This is a genomic window from Desulfoprunum benzoelyticum (assembly GCF_014201505.1).
GTDB lineage: Bacteria > Desulfobacterota > Desulfobulbia > Desulfobulbales > Desulfocapsaceae > Desulfoprunum > Desulfoprunum benzoelyticum.
The window spans coordinates 22,036-40,261 of record NZ_JACHEO010000020.1; the positions used below are offsets into that span (position 1 = coordinate 22,036).

At 60.5% G+C, this 18,226-nt stretch carries 21 protein-coding genes; 11 read left to right on the plus strand and 10 right to left on the minus strand.

Translation table 11 applies throughout. The features are described from left to right. Positions 1–44: 44 nt before the first annotated feature. From carA to HNQ81_RS14210, 7 genes are all read right to left on the minus strand, one after another. A complete protein-coding gene (gene carA, locus HNQ81_RS14180; RefSeq protein ID WP_183351962.1) occupies positions 45–1,166 on the minus strand; it encodes a glutamine-hydrolyzing carbamoyl-phosphate synthase small subunit in 1,122 nt (373 codons plus the stop codon). A gap of 568 nt (positions 1,167–1,734) precedes the next feature. Then, entirely contained in the window at positions 1,735–2,280 is a 546-nt protein-coding gene (locus HNQ81_RS14185) for a hypothetical protein (protein WP_183351963.1), read from the minus strand. A gap of 103 nt (positions 2,281–2,383) precedes the next feature. Continuing rightward, complete coding sequence (gene cmoB / locus HNQ81_RS14190; RefSeq protein WP_183351964.1) at positions 2,384–3,346, minus strand: tRNA 5-methoxyuridine(34)/uridine 5-oxyacetic acid(34) synthase CmoB; 963 nt, start codon at positions 3,344–3,346, stop codon at positions 2,384–2,386. Between the two features lie 11 nt (positions 3,347–3,357). Further along, positions 3,358–4,104 carry a carboxy-S-adenosyl-L-methionine synthase CmoA gene (cmoA, locus tag HNQ81_RS14195; RefSeq protein ID WP_183351965.1) on the minus strand — a complete coding sequence of 249 codons (747 nt, stop codon included), beginning with the start codon at positions 4,102–4,104 and terminating at the stop codon, positions 3,358–3,360. A gap of 221 nt (positions 4,105–4,325) precedes the next feature. Further along, positions 4,326–4,706 carry an envelope stress response membrane protein PspC gene (gene pspC / locus HNQ81_RS14200; RefSeq protein ID WP_183351966.1) on the minus strand — a complete coding sequence of 127 codons (381 nt, stop codon included), beginning with the start codon at positions 4,704–4,706 and terminating at the stop codon, positions 4,326–4,328. Beyond that, positions 4,703–4,954: a phage-shock protein gene (locus HNQ81_RS14205; protein ID WP_183351967.1), complete on the minus strand. Its 252-nt coding sequence runs from the start codon at positions 4,952–4,954 to the stop codon at positions 4,703–4,705. Before HNQ81_RS14205 ends, pspC begins: the two co-directional genes overlap by 4 nt. Before the next feature lie 35 nt (positions 4,955–4,989). Then, a complete protein-coding gene (locus tag HNQ81_RS14210; protein WP_183351968.1) occupies positions 4,990–5,670 on the minus strand; it encodes a PspA/IM30 family protein in 681 nt (226 codons plus the stop codon). A 189-nt stretch (positions 5,671–5,859) separates the two neighbouring features. Here HNQ81_RS14210 and pspF point away from each other — a divergent pair, with 189 nt between their 5' ends. The 4 genes from pspF (at position 5,860) to HNQ81_RS14230 (ending at position 9,804) form a co-directional block, all read left to right on the plus strand. Next, on the plus strand, positions 5,860–6,894 hold the full coding sequence (pspF, locus tag HNQ81_RS14215; RefSeq protein ID WP_183351969.1) for a phage shock protein operon transcriptional activator: 1,035 nt from the start codon (positions 5,860–5,862) through the stop codon (positions 6,892–6,894). A 106-nt stretch (positions 6,895–7,000) separates the two neighbouring features. Next, positions 7,001–7,948, plus strand: coding sequence for a calcium/sodium antiporter (locus HNQ81_RS14220; protein WP_183351970.1), 948 nt, complete (start codon positions 7,001–7,003; stop codon positions 7,946–7,948). A gap of 220 nt (positions 7,949–8,168) precedes the next feature. Continuing rightward, entirely contained in the window at positions 8,169–8,837 is a 669-nt protein-coding gene (locus HNQ81_RS14225; RefSeq protein ID WP_183351971.1) for a biotin/lipoyl attachment domain-containing protein, read from the plus strand. A gap of 31 nt (positions 8,838–8,868) precedes the next feature. Further along, positions 8,869–9,804 (plus strand): biotin--[acetyl-CoA-carboxylase] ligase, encoded by a 936-nt coding sequence (locus HNQ81_RS14230; protein ID WP_183351972.1) that lies wholly within the window; start codon positions 8,869–8,871, stop codon positions 9,802–9,804. Here HNQ81_RS14230 and recO read toward each other — a convergent pair. From recO to HNQ81_RS14245, 3 genes are all read right to left on the minus strand, one after another. Continuing rightward, positions 9,795–10,592, minus strand: coding sequence for a DNA repair protein RecO (recO, locus tag HNQ81_RS14235; RefSeq protein ID WP_183351973.1), 798 nt, complete (start codon positions 10,590–10,592; stop codon positions 9,795–9,797). The two genes, HNQ81_RS14230 and recO, sit on opposite strands and share 10 nt — an antisense overlap. A 3-nt stretch (positions 10,593–10,595) precedes the next feature. After that, entirely contained in the window at positions 10,596–11,597 is a 1,002-nt protein-coding gene (locus HNQ81_RS14240; protein ID WP_183351974.1) for a helix-turn-helix domain-containing protein, read from the minus strand. 94 nt (positions 11,598–11,691) lie between these two features. Then, on the minus strand, positions 11,692–12,708 hold the full coding sequence (locus tag HNQ81_RS14245) for a peptidylprolyl isomerase (protein ID WP_183351975.1): 1,017 nt from the start codon (positions 12,706–12,708) through the stop codon (positions 11,692–11,694). A gap of 328 nt (positions 12,709–13,036) precedes the next feature. Here HNQ81_RS14245 and HNQ81_RS14250 point away from each other — a divergent pair, with 328 nt between their 5' ends. From HNQ81_RS14250 to HNQ81_RS14280, 7 genes are all read left to right on the plus strand, one after another. Continuing rightward, positions 13,037–13,540, plus strand: a complete 504-nt coding sequence (locus HNQ81_RS14250; protein WP_183351976.1) for a TlpA disulfide reductase family protein — start codon at positions 13,037–13,039, stop codon at positions 13,538–13,540. Positions 13,541–13,723: 183 nt separating this feature from the next. Then, complete coding sequence (extJ, locus tag HNQ81_RS14255) at positions 13,724–13,930, plus strand: selenite/tellurite reduction operon protein ExtJ (protein ID WP_183351977.1); 207 nt, start codon at positions 13,724–13,726, stop codon at positions 13,928–13,930. A gap of 193 nt (positions 13,931–14,123) precedes the next feature. Beyond that, positions 14,124–14,837 carry a class I SAM-dependent methyltransferase gene (locus HNQ81_RS14260; RefSeq protein WP_183351978.1) on the plus strand — a complete coding sequence of 238 codons (714 nt, stop codon included), beginning with the start codon at positions 14,124–14,126 and terminating at the stop codon, positions 14,835–14,837. Continuing rightward, on the plus strand, positions 14,834–15,547 hold the full coding sequence (locus HNQ81_RS14265; protein WP_183351979.1) for a precorrin-2 dehydrogenase/sirohydrochlorin ferrochelatase family protein: 714 nt from the start codon (positions 14,834–14,836) through the stop codon (positions 15,545–15,547). The genes HNQ81_RS14260 and HNQ81_RS14265 overlap by 4 nt, the downstream gene beginning before the upstream one ends. Positions 15,548–15,601: 54 nt before the next feature. Beyond that, positions 15,602–16,429, plus strand: a complete 828-nt coding sequence (gene ccsB / locus HNQ81_RS14270; protein WP_183351980.1) for a c-type cytochrome biogenesis protein CcsB — start codon at positions 15,602–15,604, stop codon at positions 16,427–16,429. Then, entirely contained in the window at positions 16,419–17,702 is a 1,284-nt protein-coding gene (hemA, locus tag HNQ81_RS14275; protein WP_183351981.1) for a glutamyl-tRNA reductase, read from the plus strand. The genes ccsB and hemA overlap by 11 nt, the downstream gene beginning before the upstream one ends. Continuing rightward, positions 17,699–18,199: a hypothetical protein gene (locus HNQ81_RS14280; RefSeq protein WP_183351982.1), complete on the plus strand. Its 501-nt coding sequence runs from the start codon at positions 17,699–17,701 to the stop codon at positions 18,197–18,199. The genes hemA and HNQ81_RS14280 overlap by 4 nt, the downstream gene beginning before the upstream one ends. Positions 18,200–18,226 lie beyond the last annotated feature (27 nt).

An 18,226-nucleotide genomic window follows, 5' to 3' on the forward strand; every position in this document is an offset into this window, starting at 1 on the left:
CCTGTCGTCCGGTTGATGGTCGATGCCGCGGCGGGGGCCGCGGCCTATTTGCGCATCATGGCGATGAAGCGCTCGAACAGGTACCTGGCATCGTGGGGGCCGGGGGCGTATTCCGGGTGGTACTGGACCGAGAAGGCCGGATGACGCCTGTGGCGCATGCCCTCGACGCTGTTGTCGTTGAGGTTGATGTGGGTGAGTTCGACCTCTTCCTTGTCGAGGCTGTTCATGTCGACACAGAAGCCGTGGTTCTGGGAGGTGATCTCGACGTGGCCGGTCGTCAAGTCCATGACCGGCTGGTTGCCGCCGCGGTGGCCGAACTTGAGCTTGTAGGTCGAGCCGCCGTAGGCCAGGCCGAGGATCTGGTGGCCGAGGCAGATGCCGAAGATCGGTTTTTTGCCGAGCAGGGCCCGCACGTTCTCCACCACCCCCTGTATGCCCTCGGGGTCGCCGGGGCCGTTGGAGAGGAAGATGCCGTCGGGGTTCATCGCCAGCACGGTGGCGGCGGCGGTGGTCGCCGGCACGACCTGGACCCGGCAGCCCAGTTCGGTCAGGATCCGCAGCTGGTTGTACTTGATGCCGAAATCGTAGGCCACGACCTTCAGCGGCTGGTCAATGCCTGGCTGGGCGGTGGTGAAATCCGTGCCCGGCACCGGCCGGCCGTCGGCCCAGCCGTAGGGCTCGCGGCAGGTGACGATTTTGACCATGTCCTGGCCGATCAGCCCGGTCGAATCCTTGGCCCGCTGCACCAGGGAGGCGGGATCGAGGTCGACGGTCGAGACGACGCCCTTCATCGCCCCGCGGGTCCGCAGGTGCTTGACCAGGGCCCGGGTGTCGAACCCCTCCACTCCGAGGACGCCGTGCTGCTGGAGGAATTCGGCCAGTGTGGCGCGGGAGCGGTGATTGGACGGGGTGGCATGGTATTCCTTGATCAGAAAGGCCTTCGGATGGACGGCGGCCGATTCCATGTCTTCCGGGTTGACGCCGTAGTTGCCGATCAGCGGGTAGCTCATCGTGACGATCTGACCGGTATAGGAGGGGTCGGTGAGCACTTCCTGATAGCCGCTCATCGAGGTATTGAAGACGACCTCGCCGATGGCCTCACCGGGGCCGGTAAATGACGTTCCCTCGAAGATCCTGCCGTCTTCCAGAGCAATGAGTGCTTTCATGAGCATTCCTTTGTCGGGGCCTGCACCGGACCGTCCTGCCTTTATCCGGAGTATTGGGGAGTAGCGGCGGGGAACTGGGCCGGTCCTCGCGGGGAGGGCCGGAGGCGACAGCGCCTGCCGGAGCTTGGTTGTTTGCGATGGACGTTGCGGAGTCGTGCGAGGGGGTTCCGAATTGTCCGGACAAAACTATAATATATAACCCAGAATGCGCTGCGCCGTCAATGGGAAAGCCGTGGTGTTCACGGATTGTGCGTTTCTTCAGTGGGTTAGGTTAAATGGGCGGTATTTCGGATCTGGCCGGCCAAAAGGCGGTGACTGCAGGCGGGACTCAGGCCTGGCGCTGTCGACGCCCCCGGTCGACGGACCGATGGATGGGGATACGTGTCATCAGGGGTCGGAGAGGGTGATGGCGATGGCCCGGGGCCGGCGCATCCGATCGCTACGGCACGGGGAGCGACCCGAAGCCTGCCATTTTCGGAGATGTGAAGGTTGCGATGACGGACGCCGGGGGCATCCCTCCTGACGGATGGATGCCCCCGGTGTGGATGGGACGGCTGTGGAAACGGGATCAGGAACCGAAAGAATCGATGAACAGCTGTTCGATGGCGTTGCGGCCGGCGTCGCTGAGATAGCGGGTGCCGGAGCCGACAAAGGTGTCGTACTCGATTTTCGGGGTATCGGGAACCCAGCTGTTCTTCCAGATGTACCACTGCTTGGTCGGCTGGTCGAAGACGTGCAGCGGGCGGTTGAACATCTTGGCCAGCTCGACGGCCCAGCCGGTGCCGCCCTTGACCGATCCGTCCTCCTGGATCGAACCGATCACGAAGACCTGGTGACCGCTGTTGACCATGTGGAAAATGGTCTGCAGAACCTTCCTGATCTTCTCGGTCTCATAATAGGTCCGGCTCATCATCCGCGAGGCCAGTTCCATGCTGATATCGCCGCGCTCCAGCTCTTCCTGGCTGAGGATGACGGTGTTTTTATCCCGGCTCAGCTTGTGGCCCTCGAACGAATAGATGACCTCGTTGATGTTGCGTTTTTCGGCCGCCTCGCCGAAGGTTTCCTCGGCCCCTTTCAGGCCGCTGCTGTACAGAGTGCATTTGGTTTGGTCCATGCCGTTACGCTCCTTGTGTCACGTGGAATTGGGAAGTGATGTGCAGGGATTGTATCCACAGTTGCGGCGAAAGGCAACGTCTCGCCGATCTTTTCGATCCCGGTTATCCTTTTTTTCGGCCGCGCAGGAACACCCGGTGCGGCGCCGGGTAGCCCTCGATCGTGGTCTGCGGGTCGTCGGGGCGGATGAAATCGCTGTAGGATTCGAAATCCATCCACTCCGTCCGCCGCTGTTCGGACGAGGACATCGGGTGGGAGCCGAAGGTTTCGACGGCCTCGAATCCGGCCTTGACCATCCAGTGGCGCAGACAGGTGGCGGTGGGGACGAAGTAGACCCCGGGAGCCTTGGCATAGGTCGTTTCCGGGAACAGGGCGACCGGGTCATCGCCGGGGATCGCCTGCGACTCGACGATAACGGTGCCGCCGGGAACCAGGGCGGTGAACACGTCGCGCAGGGTGTCGATCGGTGAGGGGCGGTGGTAGATCACCCCCATCAGGAAGATGACGTCGAAGCAGGCGGGAAAGAGCGGCAGGTGCTCGACCCCGAGGAGATCGATCGCCAGCTCCTTGATGGCGGCGATGCCGTTGAGGGCCCTGAAGCAGTAGTAGTGCTGGACCGAGGGCTCGAACCCGAGGACCAGCCGGGGCCGGTGGGCGGCCATACGGAACATGTAATAGCCGTTATTGCAGCCGATATCGGCGATGGTCCTGCCTTTGAGATCGGGCAGGAACGGCAGTAGCCGCTGCCATTTGCGGTTGCTCCGCCACTCGGCATCGACATCGATGCCGAAGACCGAAAACGGCCCCTTGCGCCAGGGTTTGAAGGCCAGCAGATGCTGCCGGACCTGTTGCCGCAGGCCCTCGTCGATCTCGTCGGTATCGCCGAGGATGACGGTGTCACTGCAGCAGTCGACGCGGGCGGCGTGGAAGGCGGCCAGGGCCTCGCTGGGGCGGCGGTAGCGGAGGAATCCCTTCTTGTCCTGATTGACCCAGCGTTGTCGCTGGGCATGCAGGGCGGTCAGCGCGTCGGTACGGACGTGTTCGGGGAGGAGGTCGAGATATTCCATGATGCCGCGGGCTATTCCGGTTTGACTGCGATCAGCGACGCGAAGTTGAACCACTGGAAGAAGGGGGCGACGGCGGTGAAGCCGGCCTGGCGCAGCAGGGCGGTGTTCTCCTCGATCGAAAAGGGGATCAGGACGTTCTCCAGGGCCTCGCGCTTCTTGGCGATCTCCAGTTCCGAATAGCCGCGGCTCTTCTTGAATTGGTAGTAGATGTCGATGTATTCCCGATTCAAACGCTTGTCGTGGAGGATGATCTTCTCGCTCAGGATCAGGACCCCGCCGGGACGGAGGCCGTCGTACAGCGAGCGGATGAACTGTTCGCGGCGGATCGGGCGGATGAACTGCAGGGTGTAGTGAAGGAGGAAGGCCCCGACCGCGAGGTGGGGCGTGGCGGTGATGTCGGCCAGCTCGAAACGGATGCTGTCCTGCTTCGAGTACAGCTCGGCCTTCAGCCTGGCCTTGTGAAGCATCGGCGCCGAGTTGTCGATGCCGATGAAGCGCAGGCCTCGATCCGGGAGCAGGCGGGCCAGCTCGAGCAGGGTCGAGCCGGTGGCGCAGCCGAGGTCGACGATGGTGTCGTCGTAGTCGAGATGGGTCGTCAGCAGGCGGGCGGTCGAGACGACCACCTCCTTGTAGAAGGGGATCGAGCGGTCGAGCATGTCGTCGAAGACCTCGACGACCCGGTCGTTGAACTCGAAATCTTCGGCTCGCGTCGGCTGCTGGAAGATGGTGTCTTTGGGGCTGGTGGGAGGGGGCTTCACCGAAGGTCTGTATCGTTGTGGTTGAAGGGCGTGGCGACGTGTCGGTCGCTGTCCGGCTGTTGCAGATGACCGTCAGGGCTGCCTGCAGCGTCCTCCGCCTGGCGGAATTGCCGCTACTATACCCGCCATCCGAGCAAAATGCCACAACGCTGTCATCCTTCATTCCTGGCTGGCCGCCGGAGTCGTAACACCAGCGGTGTCCGGCTCCGGCGGCTGGAGGATCAGGAATTGAAGCGGCGCTCCCAGTCGTAATCCTTGCCGGTGACGGTGCTCTCCATCCGGCGTATCCGCCGATCGATGTTGTCGAACTGGCGTTTCAACCGTTGGGCGGCGCTGCGCGGCGAGTGGACGTAACTGTCGTAAAACTCCTGCTCGTCCTCGGACTCGATCGGTCGCACCGGTCTGGGCTTCATCAACAGGGCGGCAACCAGGTAGACCCCAAGCACCGGCCAGAAACCGCTCAACAGAAAGACGAGCACCACCGCCATTCGGACCCAGAACACCGAGAGGTCGAAATAATCGGCCACCCCGCGGCAGACCCCGAGCAGGACGCCGTCCCGTGACCGGTACAGGCCTCTTCCGTCATTACTGTATTTTCTCATCGTGTATACCCATCCTTTCCCTGACTTTCCATCAGGATCGTTTCAAGGGCTTCGACCCGTTTTTCCATCCGCGCCAGGCCCTGGTACAGTTCCTGGATCACTGCCGCCTCGTCGGTCCGGGCTTTCCGCCCGGACGGGGACAGTCCCTCCCGGCGGGCCTTGACCAGGGTCAGGACCGTGCCGCAGACGAGGGCGACCATCATGACGATGGAACCGAAGACAATGGCGACAGCGATGACAGTGTTCATGGCGGGTTGCTCCGTCGGGATTAAGGTGTGTGGGATTACTGTGCCGGTTTCGTGTCAGCACTGTATGTACCGGCCTTGATCTTTTCAAGTTCCTTTTCGATCTCGTCATCCCGGCCGAGATCGTCGAACTGGGAGTCGACGTCAGGCTTGCGGCCGAAATTGACGAGGTCGGCCTCGGCCTCCATCTGCTCGATCCGGCTTTCGAGTTTTTCGAAACGGGCCATACTCTCGCTGCTGTCCATGCGGCGGATATCCTCCTGCGCCCGCTTCTTGCCGGTGGCCCGGCGGTGTCGCTGGACCAGCATGCTGCGTTTCTCTTTGGCGGCGGCGAGTTTGTCTTCCAGTTCCACCATGTCGTGCTGGTACTGTTCGATCAGGCCGCCGTGATCGACGATTTCGCCGCGCAACGCCTCGGCCATCTCCGTGAAGCGGCGCTTTTCGAGCAGCGCCTCGCGGGCCAGGTCATCCTTGCCGCGGCGGACGGCGAGTGCCGCCCGTTCGGCCCACATCTGTTCGCGGGCCGCAACCTCGTCCAGTCGCCGCTCGGCCTTCTTGCGCCCGGCGATGACTCCGGCGCAGGACACCTTCAGTTCGACCAGGGTGTCCTCCATTTCCCGAATCATCAGTTTGATCATCTTTTCCGGATCTTCCGCCCGGTCGAGCATGGCATTGATGTTCGAACTCACTATATCTCTGAATCGCGTGAAAACTCCCATGGTCATCCTCCTATGGTTGAATGGTGTGGCACTATTGATATTGCAGGAAGTGTGCCAGACAAAATTTTACTCTGAATGTAAAGTAAATTTGGTGAGATAGGTTGATGGGAGGGTCTGACTGGAGGGTGATGTGTGGTCAATTACACTGATAAATAGTAAAATTATCCAAAATATGGCTTAATACATAGCATGGAGATCAAAATACCTGAGACACCCGGCCGCCAATCGTTCAGCGCCGGCGCCGGTGAGGCCCTTGGCCAGTCGGAACGCTTTCTCGAGTTCCAGGAGCGGCTGTCTCGGGTCGCCCCGGTGGAACGGCCGGTGCTGCTGATCGGTGAGCGGGGAACCGGCAAGGAACTGGCGGCCAGTCGTCTGCACTATCTGTCGCGGCGGTGGCAGGGCCCCTTTGTGACCCTGAATTGTGCCACCCTGGCGCCAACCCTGATCGAAGCCGAACTGTTCGGTCATGAAAAGGGGGCCTTTACCGGCGCCGAGCATCGCCGCAAAGGGCGGTTTGAGGCCGCCGACAACGGCACCCTGTTCCTCGATGAGATCGGCACGATTCCGCTCGAGGGTCAGGAGAAGATCCTGCGGGTCGTGGAGTACGGCTCCTTCGAGCGGGTTGGCGGCTCGGCGCCGGTCGAGGTCGACGTCCGCATCATTGGTGCCACAAATGCCGATCTGGCGGCGATGGCCGCCCGGGGAACGTTCAAGCCGGATCTGCTCGATCGACTCTCCTTCGAAGTCCTGTTTCTGCCGCCGCTCCGGCTGCGGGAAGAGGATATCCTGCTGCTGGCGAACCATTTCGCCGGCCGGATGGCCTTCGAACTCGGTCGTCCGACCCTGCCGGCCTTCTCCGACCGGGCGGCGCAGGCCCTCGAGACCCACAATTGGCCGGGGAATGTGCGGGAGTTGAAGAACGTTGTCGAGCGGGCGGTGTACCGGGCCGAGAGTGAGGTCATCGACGCGATCGATTTCGATCCCTTCCGCTCCCCGTTTGCCCTGATTCAGACAAAGCCGGTTGCCGCCGTCGCCGGAACGGCTGCCGCGCCGGACGAGCCGCAACCCCTGACGCTCCGCCCGGCGGTGGAGCAACTCGAGTTGCGCCTGCTGCGCCGGGCCCTGGAGGAGGGGCGATTCAACCAGCGCAAGGCAGCCGGGCTGCTCGGCCTGAGCTACGACCAGTTGCGGGGGCTGCTGCGGAAATACCGCGGCCGGCTGTGACCGCCGGCCTGCCGGGTGCGGTTGATTGTGGCGGCCGCCGTGACTACACTGATTGCAGTGGGCGTTGCCAGCAACCGATATCAATGTTTGACGGGAGATTTTTTGTATGATCCTGACGTATGCTCTCATCGTTGTCGCTCTCGTGCTGCTGTTCGGCGGGGCGGAATTGCTGGTCAAGGGCAGTGCCTCGCTGGCCGCCCGGGCCGGCTTGACACCGCTGGTGATCGGCCTGACGGTGGTGGCCTTCGGCACCAGTTCACCGGAGTTGGCCGTCAGCCTCAAAGCGGCCTTCGCCGGTCAGGGCGATGTCGCCGTCGGCAATGTGGTCGGCTCCAATATCCTCAATATCGCCGTTATCCTCGGTCTTTCGGCGGTCATCTGTCCGATCCGCGTCCACCTCCAGCTGATCAAGGTTGACGTGCCGATCATGATCCTTGCCACGGTTCTGCTGCCGGTGCTGCTCTTCGACGGGCGGCTGGGGCGGGTGGAGGGCGGGATGCTGTTCGCCGGCATCGTCGTCTATTCCATTTTCAACGTGATGATGGCGCGGAAGGGCGCGGCGGCGGAGGTGGAGAGCGAGTTTGCCGAGAGTGTGCCGAAAGCGACGAAGCACTGGTCAGTCGACCTGGCGCTGATCGGCGGCGGACTGGTGACGCTGGTTGTCGGTTCCCGCCTGCTGGTCGACAACAGCATCGAGGTGGCCAGGGCCTTTCAGATCAGCGAGGCGGTGATCGGTCTGACCGTGGTCGCTCTCGGCACAAGCATGCCGGAACTGGCGACCTCCATCATCGCCGCCCTTCGCCGCCAGCCCGATATCGCCCTCGGCAATGCGATCGGTTCCAATATCTTCAATATTCTTGGCACGCTGGGGCTGTCGACCATGGTGGTACCGATGACCGCCGGAGGCATCACCCTGATCGACTACGGCGTCATGGTCGGCACCTCCGTCCTGCTGCTGCCGTTTCTGATGACCGGGCCGCGCCTCGGCCGGCTCGAAGGGCTGGTCTTCCTCGGCGGCTATTGCGGTTACCTCGCCTTCCTGTGGCCCCGGTAGATGGGAAAGAGCGGCTGGTTCACAGTTCACCCCGGCTGGCCTCCCCGGGAGGTTGTGAGGGGATAAAGAAAACTTGCCATGGCATCATTATCTCAGTATAAACGTAGTTCTTCTGCGGCAAGGCGGACCGCCGGTTCACGCTGGCGGGGACAGCGGCCGCAGGCCGGTATGCAGTGCCGTTGCGTTTCACTTCCATCCTCTGTGAAAATCCTGTACGAATATGGCGAATGAAATAGATTTTGATGAAATTTTAAGTAAATATCGTTCCGATCCGTTCGATTATGTCGAGGTCTGCGCCACCCATACCGGGACCGTCAGCTTCCGGGTCGGCGAAGGCGGCGCGGTCGAGGGTCCGAGCGGGGAGTGGCAGCAGATCCCGGGAACGGCCCTGTACCAGATTACCCGGGAGCGCAACCCGAAACTGATCGCGGCCCGAACCAATGGCGTCGTGTCCGAGATCCGGTCCGAACTCGAAGGACAGTTCGTCGAGGCCGGCGAAAAGTTGATGACCATCCGGCACCCCCTGAAAAAAAAGGAGATCATCGAAAATATCCTCAAGGAGGTCCTGTACCTGTTCCGGGCCCCGGAACGGGCCAAATACTATTTCGCCCTCGATGTCCAGTCGCGGATCGAGAAGAAGGGCGCCAGGGCGGTGACCATCGAGGCCGGCGAGGAAGTGCTGACGATGTCGCTGATGAAGCGCGACACCCCGATCTACTACACCGGCGAGGGCGGGGTCATCCACTCCGTCTACTTCACCCCCGGGGTCTCGGTCAGCCAGGGCGAGCCGCTGCTCGGCATCTGCGCCCCGGAAAAACTGCCCCTCATTCAGAAGATCATCACCCGGGTCAAGGCCGACTGGGACAGTGAACAGGGTTTTTCAACCTGATAATCGGCAGCTTTCAAATACGGTGACGACGATGGAAGCCCGGGAATTTGGCAGGGTCGGCATTGCGGTCACCGTCGCCGAGGTCAACCGGCAGCGGCGGATCGAGGACCGGTCGCGGCGGCAGACCTGGCCTGCGGCCGACGTCGAGTCGATCCTGCGCTACGGCGCCTTTGTCGGTTCGGCGATCGAGTGTCACCCCGTGCTCGACCGGGCGATGGAGAGGGCACGGACGCACATCGCGGCGATGGAGCAGGGCGGCAGGTCGGTGTATAACGGCACGGTGATCCTCGCCGACCGTCTTGAACGCTCCAAGGGCCGTTTCGACCGGACCTGGCATGCCCCGGCCGGAGGGCTGTGGGGATGCCTGCTGCACGTCAACACCCTGCTGCCGCAGTCCCGCAATCTCATCTCCCTGGCCGTTGGCGTCGCCTGCTGCGAGGCGGTGCGGGAGATGGGGATCGCCGCCGAGCTGCGCTGGGTCAACGATGTCCTGGTGGGGGACAGAAAGGTGGCCGGTTTTCTGATCGAGAGTTTTTTCAGTCCCCGTTACCGGGAGGAGTACAACCTCATCGGCTTCGGCATCAACATCAACAATCGTCACTTCCCGCATGAACTGCAGGACACTGCGCTTTCCCTGGCCCAGGCCCTGGGGCGGCCGCTGGATATCAGTGCCTTTGCCCGGCTCTTCCTGGCGAAACTCTCGTTTGCTCTCGGTCTGCTCTACTACGAGGAGGAGCAGGGGCGGTACGACGACGGGGGATGGGAAGTGGAAGACCACCGGTTGCTGCGGTGCTGGCGGGAGCTGGCGACGACCGTCGGCCGACGGGTAGTTTTCGGTTTCAACGTCATGCAGGCCCCGCAGTACCAGGCGACCGTCAGCGGCATTTCCGGTTCGGGGGGACTGGTCATGGTGCTTGACGACGGTCATGAGAAGACCGAATACAGCGGCGAGATCCGTTATGTCTGAACCGGCCTGGCCGTAGTCCCGTCGCGATTGCCGAACGAGTCGAGCATGACCCATGAGTGGATGTCACGCTGGAAAAGATGCCTGCCATACAAGTGTAGCGCAGCGAGGCACTCCTGGCGCATGGCGTTCGTCAGCTTGAGGCGGTGCAGCTTTTGAAGAGGGAGTTCCAGGGCCGACTGCATGAGCCGGATCGATCCGGGGGAGAGGCGGGTGCCGGGATGGCCTGAGGCGGCGGCACAGCTGGCGCAGACAAGGCCGCCGCCCAGATGGCTGAAGACGAAGCCGTGGCTCGGAGACACCTTGATGCCGCAGGTCAGGCAGACCTCGAGCACTGGTCTGTAGCCGATAGCACTGTAGAACCTCAGGAGATACAGGAGCAGCAGCGACAGCCGTTGACTGCCCGTGTCGAGGCCGTGCAGGGCCCACAGGGTGAGACGGAAGACTGTTTCGTCCCGTTCACCCTCTCGCAGGGCCAGCAGGAGGAACTCACGGACCACCGAGGCGGTCGCGTACCGTGGGGGATCGGTCCGGAGACGGAGAAAGGGGGTGTGCAGGTCGGCCTCGTGGATGAAGACGAGGCCGCCGCCTGCCGGATCGGAGCAGGTGAGATGAAGGAAGCTGAATATTTCCAGCTTGTTGACGAAACGCCTCTTGCTCCGTTTCGCGCCTTTGGCGATACCGGTCGCCCGCCCACGCTCGAGGCTGAAAAAAGTGACGATGAGATCGGCCTCGCCATGGTCCCGGGTAGCGAGAACGATGGCCTCGACCTCATAGGAACGGGCCGGCATCGATCATTCGGAGAGGCTTTGCGGTATCGAGACCGTGATCTCTTCGCCTGCCGCTTTTTTCGGCAGGGTCAGAGGCAGATTGTTAAGGGTCAGTGCGGTGCCGGTGCCGGCCGGCAGGGTGATGACGATCGATTTCCCGGCGTCCCAGCTTTGGACCGCTCCGGCCGTGAAATTGAGGTGCTCCGCCGGTTGATCGTCGATCTTGACGGTGAGCCGGGTGGCTTCCTTGAAGGTGGCCTTGAGGGTGTAGGTGGCTGGGACCGGTAAAGCGCCGGGGGGATCTTCAGTCACGGCGGTTTGCGATGGAGCTGTCTGGCCATCGGCTGCTCCAGCCAGTTCCGACCCCGCCGGTGAGGAGGACGGCACGGTCGCCGGCGGGAAAGGCTGAAGTGACGTCATGCCTTTCTGGTCAGGTTCCGGCGCGGATCTGCCTGCAGCCTCCGGTGTCGAAGGCGGAGTGGGGGCCGGCGACGCTGCGGGGGACTGGTCCGGCGTGGCGGGAGGAATTTCCGCCGGTTCGCCGGCAACGGTCGCGGTCTCGTTGCCGCCCCTCAGCTTGTGGCTGATATAGGTGGCCGGGTTGAATGAAAAATACCAGCAGGCGGCGATCCCGATGATGAGCAGGGTGAGCAGCGACATGCCGACGACCGAAAACGAGGTGACGGACGGCGGTTCGGCCATACTGCTGGTCTGCTGGGCCAGCTCGGCGGGGGTGGGGGAGTCCGTTTCATCCTTCTTGGGCTGGTGCTTTTTCTGCTGATTGTAGCGGGTCCGGATTTCGTCAGGGTCGAGGGACAGATATCTCGCATAGATGCCGTAGAAGCCGCGGACAAAGGCGTCAGCCGGCAGGTTCGCATAATCGTCTTCTTCCAGGGCCTTCAGGCAGTTCGGCGAGATTTTCGTCGAATCGACGGCCTGATCGAAGGTCAGGCCCTGTTCTTCCCTTGTCCGACGCAGGAACGCCCCGAGAGTTTCCCTTTCGTTTTCGGATTGAGTCTTCATCATGTATCGGTTCCTGTGAGAAGGTGGGGGAGTTGTCTGCCGCCAGAGGTGATTGTGGCGGACCGGTCGTCAATCGGCCCTTTGTGGTGCATCCCGCTTAGAGCTTCTGGATATAGGCTTCGTTTTGCAAGTTGTCCAGCCATTCATCATAGGCCTTTTTCAGACGCTGTTCGTACAGACTGCTCCTGATCTCCTCTTTCACCTGTTCCAGAGGGGTCTTGACGACTATGGTTCCGTCTTCGTTGTTGAGAAGTTTGAAGAACTGGTAACCTTCCGGAGTTTCGATGATATCACTGATTTCGTCCGGTTTCAGATCCTTTACCGCCTGCTGCATGGAGGGCGCCATCTCCTCGAGTTGAAAGAGCCCGATATCCCCGCCATCGGCGGCCGACGGCAAACTTGAATATTTGCGGGCGAGCGCCTTGAAGTCCTCGCCGTCTCTGGCCATCTCCAGAACCTTTTCGGCTTCTTTCCTGGCTTTGTTCCTGTCGGCTTCGCCGATCTCCGACGGGGCGTCCTGACCTTTGGGCCAGGATATCCCTATCTGCAACAGATAGAATCCCCCGCCACTCACCTGGGTGGTATAGCGGCTGTCATAGTAGTCCAGTATCTCTTCATCGGTAATGACCACCTTCGATCTGACATCGGCATTGACGACTTTGCTCTGGAGAACCTGGTCGCGCAGGTTTTCCCGGTAAGCCGTCTCCGTCAGTCCTTCTGCCTTCAACCTGGCCAGAAATTCCGGTTTGCTGAGACGGCTCTGGTCGAGCATCTGCTCAAAGGCGGCGTCGACCTCCGCATCGGCAACAGAGATATTCCCGGCCTTGGCCTTCTGGGCGATCAACCGTCTTTCGATGATCCTGTCGAGAACATGCTCGCGGGCCTGCTGCAGGGTCTCGGCCAGTGATGTCGCCGGGGTCTTGGCCGAGATGTCGCGGTAGAAACGCTCGCCTTCCTTTTCCAACTCGGAGAGGGTGATCACATCGTCATTGACGACGGCGACGACGCGGTCGACAAGTTCAGCAGCGCCGTTATGGGGGGTAGAGACGATAAAAATAAACAGGATCAGAAGAAAAAATCTTGCCGGTATGGATGCGTGTGCAACTTGTTTCATGGCGGTTTCTTGATGCATGTGTTGTCTCTGACAGGATTCAGTTATGTATTTATCGATGCAAGTAGCCGTGCCGGATGGGAGATTGTCTTGTGGGCGGAGAACAGGGGAAATTCATCAATATCTCCAGCGACAATTCAAGAGCACCAGTGTAGCATGTTTTTTTGTTTTGTACACGATATCTGCGTCCGGTCTTGACAGCGCCGGGGCGGATGACGGCGAAATATGGTGCGCCTATTCCCTGCGGTGTTGACTTTCCATGCGGGTGGAGTATTGTATTTCATAAAAAGATTACATAGATTCGCGTGGCTACTCGAATGGGAGTGTGTTGATGAAAAAAATATTGAAAACTCTTGTAATTATCATATGTGCCGCCGTCATCGGCGGTTCCGCCCTGGTCCCTGCGAAGGTCCTGGCCAGCACCAAAATGCCGGCCTTTGCCCTCGAAGATGTCCGGGACGGGCAACGCATCGATAGCGACAGCTTCGAGGGCAAGGCGTTGCTGATCACTTTTTTCGCCACCTGGTGTCCTCCCTGTCTGCAGGAAATTCCCGCTCTGGTCAAACTGCAAAACGAATTCGGGCCGAACGGCTTCTCCGTTGTCGCCCTGTCAGTCGATCAGGGAGGCAGGGCGGAGGTGGCCGAACTCGTCGAACAGCAGGCCATCAATTATCCGGTCCTGATGGCCGATGCCGCGACCGCGGAAAATTTCGGCGGGGTGTATGGCATTCCGGTCTCGTTCCTGGTAAACAAATCGGGCAACGTGGTGAAGCGGTATCCCGGGCTGGTCCCCCATTCAGTGATGGCAAAGGATGTACAGAGCCTGATCGAATAAACCTCGGAGAGGTTGACAGTTCAGGGGAAAAAGATATAATATTATGCAATTGATTGGTTTTGTAGATTGTATAAGAAAAGAGGTATGCGGTTTCGTCTGCGATGGGGAATTGGCACGACGCCCTTCGCGTATGTCCCCTGACGATCAGTCCGGGAAAATATTCAGCGCAAAAGGAGAACAACGATGAAAAAAAGATTGGCAACGGCAGCATTGGCTTTGATTTTCGCATTGAGCATGGCAGGCGTCGGCATGGCCGCAAAAGTGAATTGCACCGTAAAGTCCGTCGAAGGCGACACGGTCACGATGACCTGTGAAGATGCCGGCAAGATGAAAGCCGACGACAAGGTCAAGGTAACGACTTCCAAGGCTGGTGGCGTTGAAGGTTGCTGATTGACACACCGTCGCGTTTTTTGTACCATGAGGGGTCGGTTGACGGAAAGTCAACCGGCCTTTTTTTATTCAATGTTCATCTCCAGTTCAAGAGGTTGTGGTCCTGCTCCTGGCGGAGTGCCGTCCGTATTTCCCCTTGTCCGTATGAACGTGCTGATGTGAACAATCCCGGGGGACACCGAAAGGAGAACGAATGGATATCAGGACTCTCCCTGAACGGGAGCGACAGATATATAACCGTTTGCGGCAGAAATATTCGCTGACCTTTGACAGCTTGAAACTCGGCGACACCACTATCCGTTTACTCAAGGTCGCCGACCTTGGGGAAATCATCGGTGATCGCGATCCCTTCGCCGATGTGACGCAGTTTCCGTTCTGGGTCAAGCTCTGGGATGCCGCGATCATCCTGTCGTATGTGCTGACCAGGGTTCCCGGGCGCGAGGGGCGTACCCTCCTCGAACTGGGGGCAGGCCTTGGTGCGCCTGGTCTGGCCGCGGCGGCCTCGGGTTTCGACGTCACCATCAGTGACTATGAAGAGATCATCAGGGACTTCCAGCAGGTCAGCGCCGCCGCCTCCGGCCTTCACAACGTCAAACTGACCCTCCTCGACTGGCTTGATCCGCCGCAACTTCCTGCCTTTGATGTCCTTGCCGGCGCCGAGATACTGTTCCGCGAAGAATTTTTCGCCCCGCTGCTGCGCGTCTTCGCCACCTATCTCAAGCCTGACGGAGTGGTCTATCTGGCCCACGACGCCCGGCGACAGAGCCTGCCGAAATTCCTCAAGCTGGCGGAAAAGGAGTATGACATCGGCGTTGCCAGACAGAATTACATCAAGGATGGCAGCCCCGTCTCGATTATCGTCAATCGTCTGGTCAGAAAAGGAGCCGGGAAAGAAGGAAACGCATGAGTGGTCCGACCCCCCTCTATCCTGTCAACCTGAAAATTGCCGGGCGACTCTGTCTCGTCGTCGGCGGCGGTCCGGTCGCGGTCCGCAAAGTCGGGGCTCTGCTGATTGGCGGCGGCAGGGTCAGGGTCGTCAGTCCCGAAGCTGTGGCGCCGCTGCGGCGACTGGCCCAGTCCGGGAGGATAGAATGGCGGCAGCGCCTCTATCGGACAGGCGACCTGGACGGAGCCTTTATCGTCATCGCCGCGACGAACAGGCCTGAAGTGCAGCGGCAGGTTGCCAGGGATGCGGCCGCCGGCCGGGTCCTGCTGAACAGCACGGATGACCCGGCGGCCTGCGACTTCCAGGTGCCTTCCCAGTTGAAGCGCGGTGATCTGCTGATTACCATATCGACCGGTGGCGCGAGTCCGGCATTTTCCAGGCGGATCAGGGAGAGCCTCGAAGCGGAGTTCGGCTGGGAATACGGGGTGACCGTCGATCTTCTCGGCCGGCTGAGAGCGTTGGTGATGGGCGGTGGCGGCGATGCGGCGGACCATGCGCCGGTTTTTCGGGACATCTTGGAGTTGGATCTCGCCGGGCGTATCCGGGATGCGGATTGGGATGGTCTGGTCGGGATGTTGAAGACTGCGTTGCCTCCGCATCTCGACCCGGAACCTGTCGTTCGGTCCCTCGTCGAGGTCGCCAACCGAGAGAAGAAAGAGTATCCCTTGTGAACCGGGGATCGGTCGGTATGCATCCTGTTCCGCCATCCTTGTATTGAGGATAAAATGAGCGAAATCAGCTACCTGCTTTTTCAGGCCGTTATGTTGGTGACCTTTCTGGCCTGTTCCACCTACAGTGTGTTCTTCGTCAGCCAGAAAAACAGGGTGCGCAAGGTGGCGAGGATACTGCTGGTCTCGTCAGGGATCCTCCAGACCCTGTATATCCTTTCGCGGTATCAACTTGTCGGTCATGCCCCGATAACCTCGCAGCATGAGACTGTTGTCGTTTTTGCCTGGGCCACCACCTGGGCATACCTGTCGTTTCGGTGGCGCTATACGGTCAAGAATTTCGGCGCCTTTGTCTCCCTGTTGATCATGTTTCTTCTCGTCCTGTCCTCCCTGGCATCAAGGGAGGTCAGTGAACTCGTGCCGGCCCTGCAGAGCTGGTGGCTCCCCGTGCATGCCGGGGTTTCGCTCTTCGGTTATGGTTTTCTTGCCCTGGCCTTCTGCGGCGGCCTGATGTATCTCCTCCAGGAACGGGAGCTGAAGAGCAAGCGTTTCGGCTACTTTTTCCCCCGTCTGCCCTCTCTCGAGGCGCTGGATCAGCTCAACAGCCATTGCCTTACCGTCGGCTTCGTCTTTCTGTCTTTAGGCATCGTCAGCGGTTCGGTCTGGGCCAGACAGGCATGGGGAACCTACTGGCACTGGGATCCGAAGGAAACCTGGTCGCTGATTACCTGGTTCATCTACCTGATCCAGATCCATCAACGGTTCACCGCCGGTTGGCGGGGAAAGCGGGCGGCGATCATGGCCATATTGGGTTTTGCCGCTGTCGCCTTCACCCTGTGGGGGGTCAGTTATCTGCTTGGCGGGGTGCACAGCTATGCCAGGTGAACGCATCATACTCCTCGGGGTCAATCACAAGACGACCCCGGTGGAGGTCCGCGAGAGGATGGCCCTCTCAAGCGGCTACGAACAGCCGCTAACCGCCCTGAAGCAGATCGGGACGATACGGGAATGCTATCTGCTGTCGACCTGCAACCGGGTGGAACTGTTGCTGGTGGCCGAACCGAGCGATCAACTGATAGACAACATCCTCTCTTTCCTGTTCGGAGACCGTATCGCGAAAGAACAGTGCCGTGAGTATCTGTACATCTATTACGATCGGGACGCGGTTCACCATCTCTTCATGGTTGCCGCCAGTCTCGATTCGATGATCGTCGGGGAGGCCCAGATCCTCGGCCAGCTGAAGGAAGCCTATCGCCATGCCTCCCGGTTTGGCTGCACCGGGCCGTTGCTCAACCGTTTGCTGCACAAGTCTTTTTCGGTCGCCAAACGGGTCAGGACAGAGACGGCGATCGGCTCGGCTGCCGTCTCGATCAGCTATGCCGCGGTCCAGCTGGCGAAGAAGATTTTCGGCAATATCAGGGACAAGAAGGTCCTGCTGATCGGTGCCGGGGAAATGGCGGAGCTGGCTGCCGAGCATCTCGTCGGCCAGGGGGTGGCCGAAGTCGTCGTCGCCAACCGGACTCTGGCCCGGGGAGTGGAACTGGCCAAGCGGTTTCATGGTCGGGCAGTCTCCTTCGACGAATTGATCAGTCAGCTCGAACAGGTCGACATCATCATCAGTTCGACAGGGGCGCCGACCATGGTTCTGCGCCAGAGCGACGTCCGGCCGGTCATGCGGGTCCGCCGGAACAGGCCCCTGTTCTTCATCGATATCGCGGTGCCGCGTGATCTCGATCCCGACCTCAACGACCTGGAAAACGTTTACCTCTATGATATTGATGATCTCAGCAGTGTCGTCGAGATGAACCGCACTGGCAGGGAGCGCGAGGCGGTCAAGGCGACGCGGATCGTCGACGAGATGACGCTCAGTTTTGGGCGCTGGATGGAGGGGATGACGGTCACGCCGACGATTCTGGCCCTGCGCAATAAGGCGGACGGCATATGCCGGGCCGAACTGGAGAAGACCCTGCCGCGCCTGACCGGCCTGTCCGAGGAGGAGAGACACGCCATCGAGGTCATGCTTTCGGCCATCACGGCGAAAATGCTCCATGCTCCTCTTGCCTATCTCAAGAGTGAATCCTGCGGCGGGCGGGATAACAGTGAGGCCAAGATCGATACGGTACGGACGATCTTCGATCTTGGTGGAGACGATCAATGAGCGCCTGCGTCGAGGAGCATCTCGACAACGAATGGTTTGTGGTGCGGCATTCCGGCGAGATTCCGGAGATCGCCCTCTATGCCGCCCGTCACTATCTGACCGAGGCGGAAGACGGGCCCCGGCTGAACCTGTCGCAGGATCAGTGGGGAAGGCTGCTGGACGCGGCCAGTGTGCGGTATCGGGAGATCGTCCTGCGTGATCTGCAGCTTGATAACCGTGACACCTCCATATACCGCGGCTTGGCCAGGTCGATCGCCAATTACCGCAGGTTCGAATCCTTCTGCCGCCGTCATGGCCTCGACATGCAGGATTTCTGCAGGGAGGTGGCGGCGGCTCTGCTGATCTTCCTTGCCGCCGAGGCGGCGCAAGTAGCCAGCGGCGACCGGAAATCCTGCATCAACTGCACCTTCACCGATTTGAACGATTTTGCCTGTCGAATCGGTCTCGTCAGCGATTCATTGCCGATGTCCATACGCCGACTGTGCCCGGAGGAATGATTTTCTCCTTGCTCTGACAGACCAGGG

Coding starts and splice junctions, on each gene's coding strand:
- HNQ81_RS14265 (WP_183351979.1), top strand. CDS start 14,834: ATGAGTGGTCCGACCCCCCTCTATCCTGTCAACCTGAAAATTGCCGGG.
- HNQ81_RS14185 (WP_183351963.1), bottom strand. CDS start 2,280: ATGGACCAAACCAAATGCACTCTGTACAGCAGCGGCCTGAAAGGGGCC.
- HNQ81_RS14280 (WP_183351982.1), top strand. CDS start 17,699: ATGAGCGCCTGCGTCGAGGAGCATCTCGACAACGAATGGTTTGTGGTG.
- HNQ81_RS14250 (WP_183351976.1), top strand. CDS start 13,037: ATGAAAAAAATATTGAAAACTCTTGTAATTATCATATGTGCCGCCGTC.
- pspF (WP_183351969.1), top strand. CDS start 5,860: ATGGAGATCAAAATACCTGAGACACCCGGCCGCCAATCGTTCAGCGCC.
- HNQ81_RS14220 (WP_183351970.1), top strand. CDS start 7,001: ATGATCCTGACGTATGCTCTCATCGTTGTCGCTCTCGTGCTGCTGTTC.
- HNQ81_RS14205 (WP_183351967.1), bottom strand. CDS start 4,954: ATGAACACTGTCATCGCTGTCGCCATTGTCTTCGGTTCCATCGTCATG.
- HNQ81_RS14240 (WP_183351974.1), bottom strand. CDS start 11,597: ATGATGAAGACTCAATCCGAAAACGAAAGGGAAACTCTCGGGGCGTTC.
- HNQ81_RS14260 (WP_183351978.1), top strand. CDS start 14,124: ATGGATATCAGGACTCTCCCTGAACGGGAGCGACAGATATATAACCGT.
- ccsB (WP_183351980.1), top strand. CDS start 15,602: ATGAGCGAAATCAGCTACCTGCTTTTTCAGGCCGTTATGTTGGTGACC.
- cmoB (WP_183351964.1), bottom strand. CDS start 3,346: ATGGAATATCTCGACCTCCTCCCCGAACACGTCCGTACCGACGCGCTG.
- HNQ81_RS14225 (WP_183351971.1), top strand. CDS start 8,169: ATGGCGAATGAAATAGATTTTGATGAAATTTTAAGTAAATATCGTTCC.
- pspC (WP_183351966.1), bottom strand. CDS start 4,706: ATGAGAAAATACAGTAATGACGGAAGAGGCCTGTACCGGTCACGGGAC.
- hemA (WP_183351981.1), top strand. CDS start 16,419: ATGCCAGGTGAACGCATCATACTCCTCGGGGTCAATCACAAGACGACC.
- HNQ81_RS14245 (WP_183351975.1), bottom strand. CDS start 12,708: ATGAAACAAGTTGCACACGCATCCATACCGGCAAGATTTTTTCTTCTG.
- HNQ81_RS14230 (WP_183351972.1), top strand. CDS start 8,869: ATGGAAGCCCGGGAATTTGGCAGGGTCGGCATTGCGGTCACCGTCGCC.
- carA (WP_183351962.1), bottom strand. CDS start 1,166: ATGAAAGCACTCATTGCTCTGGAAGACGGCAGGATCTTCGAGGGAACG.
- HNQ81_RS14210 (WP_183351968.1), bottom strand. CDS start 5,670: ATGGGAGTTTTCACGCGATTCAGAGATATAGTGAGTTCGAACATCAAT.
- extJ (WP_183351977.1), top strand. CDS start 13,724: ATGAAAAAAAGATTGGCAACGGCAGCATTGGCTTTGATTTTCGCATTG.
- recO (WP_183351973.1), bottom strand. CDS start 10,592: ATGCCGGCCCGTTCCTATGAGGTCGAGGCCATCGTTCTCGCTACCCGG.